The organism is Agrobacterium sp. CNPSo 2736 (genome assembly GCF_004005385.1).
In the GTDB taxonomy this organism is placed as follows: domain Bacteria; phylum Pseudomonadota; class Alphaproteobacteria; order Rhizobiales; family Rhizobiaceae; genus Agrobacterium; species Agrobacterium leguminum.
Window position 1 is genome coordinate 213,240 of record NZ_RZTX01000008.1, and the last position, 10,118, is coordinate 223,357.

Consider the following 10,118-nt stretch of genomic DNA (forward strand, 5'->3'; position numbering starts at 1 on the left):
CCCTCCCGTCGTCTTCATCCCCACCGCGACTTGCTATGCCATCGGAAGCTCATTTCACCCGCCCGTGCTCGCCGAGAAAATCGAGCAGGGCCCGGATGCGGGCGGGAAGCGGCCCGCGCTGGCCGACATAAACAGCATGAAACATCTCCGTCTCACCCGTATCGAGGTGATCAAGGACCGGTATGAGCCGGCCGGCGGCGATATCCTCCCGCACGGTGAAGGCGGCAAGGCGAACCAGCCCGACACCGGCAAGGGCAAGTCGGCGAAGGCCTTCGCCGTCGCTAACCTGCACGCGCCCCGTCGCCGGAATGACGACGGTCTTTCCGGCATCCCGCAACGGCCACCCGTCGACTGACCGCGCGTAACCGAATCCGAGCCGATTGTGATCTTCCAGATCGGCGATGGTTTGCGGCACGCCGCAGCGCTCCAGATAATCCGGGGCGGCAGCAATGATCATCCTTGTCTCACCGAGTTTCCGGGCAACGAGAGTTGAGCTTTTGAGTGGCCCGGCGCGCACCGCCACATCCATGCGTTCCGCAAGAAGGTCAACCACCATATCCGTCTGGACGATATCAAGCGTGATGCCCGGATGAAGCGCCAGAAACCGTGGCAGGATGGGCGCAAGAATATGCGTTGCATAGGACGCGCTGGTGTTGATCCGCACGCGGCCGACAGGCTGCTCGCCCTCACCGGCGGCGCGTTCGGCCTCTTCGAGATCGGCGAGGATGCGGGTAGCCCTTTCATAAAAGGCGCAGCCCTCCGGCGTGATCTGAAGCTGTCGGGTGGAACGGTTGAGCAGGCGCGCGCCCAGGCGGCTTTCCAGCCGTGCGATGAGCTTGCTCACCGCCGAAGGCGTCATGTTCGCCGCCGCGGCCGCGCGGGAAAAACCGCCGAGTTCGACGACTCGCACGAAGATTTCCATCTCCCCTGCCCGGTTGATCTCCAGTCGCGCCACGATGACTTCATCTCACAAGTGATAGTATTTTCGGCATTCTATTTCATTGAAGAGCGAGCGTCTATCTTCAGACGGCGATTGAAACGCATCGCAATCTTCATCTGCCAGATCATGACGGGATGGACACAGCGCGGCGCGGCCAGAGCCCCGCCCGCAACCATTTCGAAGCAACAAAGGAACGCCCCATGGACTATCGTCATCTTGGCCAATCCGGCCTGAAAGTGCCGGTCTTGAGTTTCGGCACCGGAACCTTCGGCGGCTCCGGCCCGCTCTTCAGCAACTGGGGCAATTCAGACGCCACGGAAGCCCGGCGCCTGATCGATATTTGTCTGGAAGCCGGCGTCAACCTGTTCGATACCGCCGATGTCTATTCCAATGGCGCATCGGAGGAAGTGCTCGGCGAAGCCGTCAAGGGAAGGCGCGACAGCGTTCTGATCTCGACCAAAACCAGCCTGCCGATGGGTGACGGGCCGAACGAGGCCGGGTCGTCCCGCTTCCGGCTTCTGCGCGCGGTGGATGACGCCCTGCGCCGCCTAAAAACCGACTATATCGACGTCCTTCAGCTTCATGCCTTCGATGCCTTCACACCGGTGGAGGAAGTGCTGTCGACGCTCGATACACTCGTCCGCTCCGGCAAGGTGCGATATACCGGCGTCTCGAATTTTTCCGGCTGGCAGATCATGAAATCGCTTGCCGTCGCGGACCGTTCTGGCTGGCCGCGTTATGTGGTCAATCAGGTCTATTATTCCCTGATAGGCCGGGATTACGAATGGGATCTGATGCCGCTCGGCGTGGATCAGGGTCTTGGCGCAATGGTCTGGAGCCCGCTTGGCTGGGGGCGGTTGACCGGAAAAATCCGCCGCGGCACGGCGCTGCCCGAAGGTAGCCGCCTGCATGAGACCGCCAGCTTCGGCCCGCCGGTTAATGATGAACATCTCTACCGCGTGATCGATGCGCTCGACGCTGTCGCGCAAGAAACCGGCAGGACGGTGCCGCAGGTCGCCCTCAACTGGCTGCTCAGACGCCCGACTGTTTCCACGGTCATCATCGGCGCGCGCAATGAGGAACAGCTGCGCCAGAACCTCGATGCCGTGGGATGGGAACTGACGTCCGCACAGGTAGCGACGCTGGACGAGGCCAGCGAGACGACTGCTCCCTATCCGCATTTCCCGTATCAGCGCCAGGAGGGCTTTGCCCGGCTTAATCCACCGGCCGTAGCGCGTCAGACTATGCCGTTCTAAGGCAGGATCAGGCCGCCAGCAGTTCAGGCGGCCTGACAGATGATGGGGAGATTCAGCCCGCTTCGTTGGCGGAGCCTGCGTCCACCCGGCCCGAAAACCAGTTCGCCAGGATTGCACCGGAAATATTGTGCCAGACGCTGAAAATGGCGCTCGGAACCGCGGCGAGAGGCGAGAAATAGGCCGTCGCAAGCGCCGCACCGAGGCCCGAATTCTGCATCCCCACCTCAATTGCAATGGCCTTGCGCTTGGCAAGCGACAGGCCCGTTGCCTTTGCCGCGAGGTAACCGAGGAGATAGCCAAGCCCGTTGTGCAGGACGACGACGGCAAAAATCATCAGCCCGGACTGGGCGATGGACGCCTTGGATCCTCCCACCACCGCCGAAACGATGAGGACGATGCCGATGACGCTTACCAGCGGCAATGCCGGAACGGCGGTCTTGACGAGACCGGGCAGCAGCTTCTGCAGGGCGGCGCCGAGAGCGAGCGGAACCAGAACGACCTTGACGATGCTGAGGAACATGGCCCAGCCGTCAACCGGCAGGAACTGGCTCGCAAACAGCCAGACGAGGAACGGCGTCACCAGCGGTGCGGCAAGCGTGGTGACCGAGGTGCAGGCGACGGACAAGGCGACATCGCCCTTGGAGAGATAGGTCATGACATTGGAAGAAGTGCCGCCAGGGCAGCAGCCGACCAGAATGACGCCCGCCGCGACTTCCGGCGGCATGGGAATGATGCGGGTGAGCAGCACCGCCAGAAGCGGCATGATGAGAAACTGGCCGAGCACGCCGATCGTCACATCGAACGGCCTTTTTACGACCTCCCTGAAATCATCGACCGAAAGTGTGAGCCCCATCCCGAACATGATGATCGACAGAAGCGTGACGATCCACGGCGCAATCTGCTTGAACGTATCCGGAAAAAAGAAGCCGAGCACGGCAAACAGGATGACCCAGGCGGCAAAGGTCTTGCCTACAAAAGCCGAAACGGCTGCCAGCGTTTTCATTTCCATACTCCCAAAATGATCATGAGACCCCGTCTAGACTCCTATGGTGCCCTGTCAAGGTCATTACTCCGTTGCTAGACCTCGCGGTCGATAACGATCCCTCGGCCGCGATGCCGCCGTCGCCGCAGGGCTGCAATTTGGACGAAGGCTCATCTATCCGCTTCTCGTTGCGCCGAAGAGAGCCTGAGGGCCGGACATACAAGGTCCGACGGAGATGCCCAACCGCCTTCTCGTCTCGCTTCCCGTCAGACTGGATCGAACATCTCCCTGAATTCCGGATCGGCAAAATAGGCAAGCTTTTCAGCAAAAATTGGTCGTTGCCCGGCCAAGAATAGCAGTTGTCCTTTGGCCGGCAGGTTGCGCACCTCGTCAGGGGTGAGGAGCGGCCGGCCGGTATGCTGTTGGCTATAAGAGATCCCGGTCTTATCGGAATCGAGCGCTCTCGCCATCGTCTGGAACACGACCGTTTCCTGTCCGAGCAAATCAGAGATGAGGCGGGCGCTGTCATGATCGTTGACGCCGAAGACCTGCAACACGCCGGCGTTTGACAGGAAGGTTCCGGCGCGGTGACCGTATGTGGCACGCAGCTGATGGATGTCCTGGAGGATGGGCCAAAGCTGGACACCATAGCCTGCCATCAGACCCATCGCGCGTTCGACTGGACCCAAATGCCCAAGGGATGCGAACTCATCGAGCAGATAGAGAACCGGTGTCACCGGCTTTGTCGGATCGCGGGCCATTTCGAGCAGGCTTTGTGAGACAAGCAGGCGCAGCCAGCGCGAATAGGTCGAGAGGCGGTCAGGCGGAAGGACGAGGAACACCGTCACATTGCTGTGCTTGAGATCGGCAAACCGGAAATCCGAGCGACTGAGGATGGCCGTCATGCGCGGTGAATCAAGAAAATGCGTATGGCGTTGAGCCGCTGACAGAACGCCTGCGGCTTCGCGGTCGGATTTTCCGAGGTGGCGGTTTGCGGCACGCGCGACAAGACCGCTCGCCGCATCGCTGTCCTGCATACGTTTCAGCAGTGCTGCAAACTGTTCTGGAGCAAGGGTGAGATAGTCGCGAAGTGTTGCGAGGTGCCTGTGTCTCAAAGGCTCCGCCGAAACGATCTCGAGCAGCAATCCGGCGATCAGTGCTTTTGCCTCCTCGTTCCAATGCGCCTCCCCCGCCATTCCCGGTTCGTCGAATACAAGAGCGTCGGCAAGCGCACTGGCATCTTCTGCGACATCAAGGCTGTGGGGATCGAGTGTCGCCAAGGGATTGAAGGCTGCCGAGGGTCTCCCCGTAACAGCAAAAGGATCGAGCACATGAACAGGCCCAAACTTCTGGCGAGCACGCCCGGTGATCCGTGCATTCTCGCCTTTTGGATCGACGCAGATCACCGAACGATCGGCGGTTAGCAGGTTTGGAATGATCGTGCCCACGCCCTTGCCGGTACGCGTTGGCGCCATGGTGAGGAGATGGGCCGGGCCATCATAGCGCAGAGGCTTGGCCGTCTTCGTATCACGACCGATCAGGAGGCCGGAGCCGGATGCGGTGATAGCGGCTATCTCCTTGTCTGTCGCAAAGCGGGCGGAGCCGTGGGTATCATCGTCACTGTCCCCGAAATGCAAAATGAGCGTGCTGGTGATGAACCGGAAGGTGATGACGGCGAGCGCCAGCAAGGTGACGAAATCGGGGAGGATGTAGACAAGCGAGCCGCGCCCGAAACCCGTTTGCTCGAGGAAATGACGGCCACCCATGCCGATCACAAACGTGACGATGATGAGGATGACGGCAAATCCGAGGAGCCGTTTCCAGATCCGGAACGGCATGGCAATCAAAGATAGGACTGCCCAAAGCGGATCACGCGCGGCGACTCGCATCATGTTTTTGAACGCGTCCCGGACAAGTCGCAATCGGTTCATGGAGCACCCTGCGCGCTGTCGCCACACTCTCCTGTGCCCGGCAGCCCTGGTCCGATCAGATCGACAAACAGCGCCTTGTCATTGTCACGTGTCAGAAAGCCCGGTAGTTCGCGACGCAGCCATTCACCGAGTTGTTTGCTGAAACTCGGATCTTCCGAGGTCTCCAGGTGATGCAGAACGAGCGAGCCGATCAGGACCTTGCGACGCGTATCGTTGTTGCGCTCGGTTTTCGAGAGCCGGGCCTTGAGCGCGGACCGTTGCGCCTCCAGTTCAGCCAGGCGCTGTTCGATGGTTTTCCTTGCCACGATTATTCCTTTCGATTGCGGTCACACCGGAACTGCCGCTGTTGACCACGGCTTTGCTCCTGGAAGACAGACCAGTTTCTATGAGGAGATCGACATAGCGATTGTAAGAGGAGGTTGGGCCCTGTGGTTCACGACGCTGCGGTGGCTGCTCCCTGAGCTCAAGGTTGTTGAGCCACCAGTGAAGCTCAGTCGCAGACGTTCGCGGCCTGTTCGAGCTTTTCGATGTGCCCGCGGCAAAGCGTCTCAACCAGCTTGTGAAGTTCTGCGGTCCGCTCCTGAAGCCATGTGAGCGCCTCTTCGGAAACCTCGAAACGCTTCGAATAGCGCGCCTTGACGTAGGCCTCATTCAGGATGTTGTACCATGTGGTAAATCGCTGACGATCGCGCGGCCAGATGTCGATCAAACGGTGATCACGGCCTTCGGAAAGTCCACGCAGGAATTTGAGGTTGTGCGACGCAGGGGAATAGTTTGTCAGTGTCAGGAGGTAGCAGTTGTAGGCGGTCTCCACTGCCTGATGAAGGTTGAAGGCGGCTAGGTGCAGGTTACCTTTCGCAACGAGATATTTTGCTACATCAGCGAAATCTCGCGCATCAGGAAAATGCCTGCGGAAATGCTCCTCGGCAACCCTGAGTGCATCGGAAGGGCTGAGCGGTTTCGCTTCAGCCAGCGGCCGGTCGTCGAATTCGTAAAGAACAACACCTTCGCGGGCGAGGTCGACGAAGAAGTACTGGCCGTCCTGCAAAAAATTGCTGATTTCGCGAGCGCCATGGATAATGAGGCTCACGGGCGTCTCAATTTCCTTGTCCCACATCAGCCGGTCTGTCGCCTTGTCCCAGTATTTGGGATCGGCAAGTTCCTTGTTGCTCACGATGACAAGAATATCGAAGTCCGAGCGGTAGCCTTTCGATGTATGCGGCTCATCCACCCACGTGCCACGCGCGTAAGAACCGAACAGGATGATTTTGAAAATCCGTCCATCCTTCTTGGCGTCAGACTTCGAGCGCTGGACCAGATCAGCAAACTCTTCCTGGATAATCCCGACGACGCGCGCGAGCTCGCGTTGCTTTCGTTCCGGCAAATGTTCAAGGCTGGTCTTCATGTCTGCTCCGTTTCTGACGGTATCCTGTATGGTCCATTGTAAACTTCTTTGAAACTCCGATTTTCGGTAGCCACCAACCGAATGTCTGTCTTTGCGGACTATCCCCATTCTATCTCAGGGCCGCCGGTTCTGATCTGGGCGAAGCGATCGATGCGACACGGACCCGAAGACTACGTTGAGCCTCCTTCTGCAACTGCGCCGGCACGAACGAACCGGCAAAACCTTCCGACGCGTCGACTGCGCCCTCTCCTGTTCGTCCCAGTCGCGCCTGCAATGTTTTCGTCCTCTCGTTCAGCTGCCGGATCCGTCGTGCGATCAGCCTGCACATATCGCCCTCCCCGGATTGATGCGTTTGTGTCCCTATTCAAACACGAGCAATGACCGGCTGGCGACTACTACTTTTAGTAGTCGAAATGCCCATTCGATGTTGCTAGCGTCGCCACCGGTAAACAGACAAGGGCGCACTTACGACTTGCACCGCAGTGGAGCGCTGAATTTCCCCGTTGAGAACCGGAGATTTCGTTTGGCGATTTATCATCTCAGCACCAAACCTGTCTCGCGCTCATCCGGCCGCAGCGCTGTGGCATCTGCTGCCTACCGTTGTGCGGTTCTTCTCACCAATCATCGCGATGGCCTCGTGCATGATTTTACCCGGAAGGAGGGTGTCGACCATAGTGAGATCGTGCTGCCGGAAGGTATATCTGCCGACTGGGCTTTGGATCGTTCGGCTTTGTGGAACGCTGCCGAGTTTGCAGAAAAGCGCAAGGATGCCCGCGTCGCCCGCGAATTCGAAATCGCGCTCCCGCATGAGCTTTCGCCAGAAGGGCGACTGAAGGCTGCGCGCGCCTTTGCTCAGGATCTGGCAAACCGCTATGGCGCGGCCGTGGATTTTGCAATCCATTCGCCAGGTGAGCAAGGTGACATCCGCAACTGCCATGCGCATGTGCTGATGACGACGCGACAGGTTGGCAGGACCGGCCTTGGCGAGAAAACTTTTCTGGAGCACAAGAACGCACGGCTGTTGGCAAACGGTATGGCGACGACCGACATGCAGCTTCGCGATATCAGGCAGGCGTGGGAAAGCATCGCCATCCGTCAGCTTCAACGCGAAGGCCTGGATATCCGCATCGATCATCGCTCCCATGTGGAGCGCGGTCTTGAGTTGTCGCCGACCGAACATATGGGCGTGCATGCGTCGCAAATGCGCCAGCAAGGAATGGCCGTCGAGCGTGGGCGGCTGGATGACGAGGCAGCACGGCAAAATGCCGAACTGATCCGCCAAAAACCGGAACAGGTTTTGTTGCTGATCAGCAATGAAAAGAGCGTGTTCGATCGGCACGACATTGCCAGGACCCTGCATCGCTATATCAACGATGACGCACAGACATTCCGAAACGCTTTTGCGGCTGTCATGGCATCACCAGCGCTTGTGGAGCTTCAGGCTGAGCGCATCGATCCTGAGACAGGCAACCTGTCCAATGCGCGTTATTCGACGCGGGACATGATCGATCTGGAACTCGCAATGGCGCGGTCGGCGAAGCGATTGCATCAGGCGCATTCCCATCAGGTCGATACCCGCCATGTCGAGCGTGCAATGGAAAGGCAGGATCGCTCTCTTCGGAAAAGCTCCGGCGGACCGTTTGCTGCGAGCGATCCACCAGCAGGATTGTCGGACGAACAGCGTCATGCGATCAAACATGTTACGGGCCCTGAAGGCATCGCGGCTGTGGTCGGGTTCGCTGGTGCGGGAAAGTCCACCATGCTGGCAGCCGCGCGCAAGGCGTGGGAGGCTCAAGGCTATCAGGTCCATGGTGCGGCGCTGGCCGGAAAGGCAGCCGAGGGTCTTGAGGAAAGTTCCGGAATTCAAAGCCGCACCCTTGCGTCATGGACTTACAGCTGGGATCATGGTCGGGGTATGATCGGCAGCAGTGACGTGTTCGTCATCGACGAGGCCGGCATGGTCGGGAGCCGGCAACTCGCCCGCTTTATCGCAGAAGCAGAAGAGCGCGGTGCAAAGATCGTTCTTGTCGGCGACCATGAGCAGCTGCAGGCGATCGGGGCCGGTGCACCCTTCAGGGCGATTGCCGAGCAGATTGGCCATGTCGAACTTTCCGACATTCGCCGCCAGCGCCATGACTGGCAGAGACAGGCATCGGTTGCCTTTGCGACCCACAAGACGGCCGAGGGCCTCGCCGCCTACCGGGATCACGGCGACATTCACTTTGCGGAAAGCCGCGACGCGGCGATGGCGCAGATCGTGCGAGATTATGTTGCCGATAGTGAGACGCGTGCCGATGGCACCCGGGGTGCAATGGCCCATCGCCGTGCCGATGTGCGCGCCCTCAATGCCGCCATTCGCTTCGAGCTCCAGAAACGGCAAAGGCTGGAGCGCGGTCACCGGCTAAGCGACGGTGGGGACCGTGGGGATGGTGAGGTTGTTGGAGAATGCACGTTCCAGACCAATAACGGCAAACGCGCCTTCGCCGCCGGTGACCGGATCATCTTCCTCGAAAACAACCGCGACCTCGCCGTGAAAAACGGCATGCTTGGCACCGTCGAGCATGTCGAAAAGGGCAAGATCATCGCCCGGCTCGATGGTCGAAGCGGCGATAGCGTCAGCATTCCCACGGACAGCTACCAGGCGATCGACCACGGCTATGCGACGACGATCCATAAAAACCAGGGCGCGACGGTGGATCGCTCTTTTGTGCTGGCGTCCCGCACCATGGATCGGCATCTGACCTATGTTGCCATGACCAGGCATCGCGACAGCGTGCAGCTCTATGCCGACAGCCAGGAGTTCACCAAGGCGGGCCGGCTGGTTGACCATGGCGTTGCGCCCTATGAACACAATCCGCAGTCACGTGAGAGCTATTTTGTGACGCTGGAGAATGACAAGGGCGAGCGGCATACAGTGTGGGGCGTTGATCTCAGGCGGGCCATACAGGTTGCCTCACCAAAGATCGGTGACAGGATTTCTCTCCAGCATGAAGGCGCCACGCCTGTCACGCTTCCGGACGGTACGCAGGCCGAGCGCAATGCGTGGCGCGTCGTCAAGGGTGATGAACTGGCCTACCAGAAGCTGACAAGCCGCCTGTCGCGTTCCGGCGTGAAGGAAACCACGCTGGATTACATCAGGGACTTTGCCGAGCGGCGGGGTATAGCGGAGCAGCTCGGGGTCAGGAGCGAGATCGAACTTGCTACCGCCCAAAAAGAGCGTCAAGAGGTTTTGGCCCATGCGGCCCATCCGGTGCGAGAGCAACAGGACCGGCCATCAGAGCGTCAGCAGGTTTACGAGGAACGTGTCGGCGATCTGGCCGGCCCTGTTCGCCGCGAAAATCGTCGCAATGATCTCGTTCCGGATATTAATCACGATCAGCCGGATGGCCAGAGAGCGACGAGGCAAGATTATCGCCGCATCCGGTGGTCCGATCTCATGTCGCAAGACGGCGCCGCCCCTGCCCCGACAGAAGTCGTCGGCCAGCACTCGCCGCTGGAAGCCGGTAAGCCCGGTCCGCTGGTGCCAGCGATCATCCGATACGACCGCAGCATCGAACAAATAGCCCGGGAAAGGGCGATATCCGTGATCGATCAGAGGTTCGAT

The 10,118-nt window shown here is 59.6% G+C and carries 7 protein-coding genes; 2 read left to right on the plus strand and 5 right to left on the minus strand.

Annotated elements, in window-relative coordinates:
- Positions 1-49: 49 nt before the first annotated feature.
- On the minus strand, positions 50-955 hold the full coding sequence (locus EM858_RS15650) for a LysR family transcriptional regulator (protein ID WP_127757193.1): 906 nt from the start codon (positions 953-955) through the stop codon (positions 50-52).
- Between the two features lie 185 nt (positions 956-1,140).
- Here EM858_RS15650 and EM858_RS15655 point away from each other — a divergent pair, with 185 nt between their 5' ends.
- Complete coding sequence (locus EM858_RS15655) at positions 1,141-2,196, plus strand: aldo/keto reductase (protein WP_127757194.1); 1,056 nt, start codon at positions 1,141-1,143, stop codon at positions 2,194-2,196.
- A 52-nt stretch (positions 2,197-2,248) separates the two neighbouring features.
- Here EM858_RS15655 and EM858_RS15660 read toward each other — a convergent pair whose 3' ends face one another.
- From EM858_RS15660 to EM858_RS15675, 4 genes are all read right to left on the minus strand, one after another.
- The gene (locus EM858_RS15660) at positions 2,249-3,199 is read right to left on the minus strand and encodes a bile acid:sodium symporter family protein (RefSeq protein WP_127757195.1); all 951 of its coding nucleotides are present in this window, start codon (positions 3,197-3,199) and stop codon (positions 2,249-2,251) included.
- Between the two features lie 245 nt (positions 3,200-3,444).
- Positions 3,445-5,109 carry a type IV secretory system conjugative DNA transfer family protein gene (locus EM858_RS15665; protein WP_127757196.1) on the minus strand — a complete coding sequence of 555 codons (1,665 nt, stop codon included), beginning with the start codon at positions 5,107-5,109 and terminating at the stop codon, positions 3,445-3,447.
- Positions 5,106-5,414: a mobilization protein gene (locus EM858_RS15670; protein ID WP_127757197.1), complete on the minus strand. Its 309-nt coding sequence runs from the start codon at positions 5,412-5,414 to the stop codon at positions 5,106-5,108. Before EM858_RS15670 ends, EM858_RS15665 begins: the two co-directional genes overlap by 4 nt.
- 185 nt (positions 5,415-5,599) lie before the next feature.
- A complete protein-coding gene (locus tag EM858_RS15675) occupies positions 5,600-6,514 on the minus strand; it encodes a nucleotidyltransferase and HEPN domain-containing protein (protein ID WP_127757198.1) in 915 nt (304 codons plus the stop codon).
- A 523-nt stretch (positions 6,515-7,037) separates the two neighbouring features.
- Between EM858_RS15675 and traA the strand changes: the two genes are divergently transcribed.
- Positions 7,038-10,118: Ti-type conjugative transfer relaxase TraA (gene traA / locus EM858_RS15680; RefSeq protein WP_127757199.1), on the plus strand; the 3,081-nt coding region annotated here is incomplete at its 3' end.

Coding starts and splice junctions, on each gene's coding strand:
- EM858_RS15655 (WP_127757194.1), top strand. CDS start 1,141: ATGGACTATCGTCATCTTGGCCAATCCGGCCTGAAAGTGCCGGTCTTG.
- EM858_RS15660 (WP_127757195.1), bottom strand. CDS start 3,199: ATGAAAACGCTGGCAGCCGTTTCGGCTTTTGTAGGCAAGACCTTTGCC.
- EM858_RS15665 (WP_127757196.1), bottom strand. CDS start 5,109: ATGAACCGATTGCGACTTGTCCGGGACGCGTTCAAAAACATGATGCGA.
- EM858_RS15675 (WP_127757198.1), bottom strand. CDS start 6,514: ATGAAGACCAGCCTTGAACATTTGCCGGAACGAAAGCAACGCGAGCTC.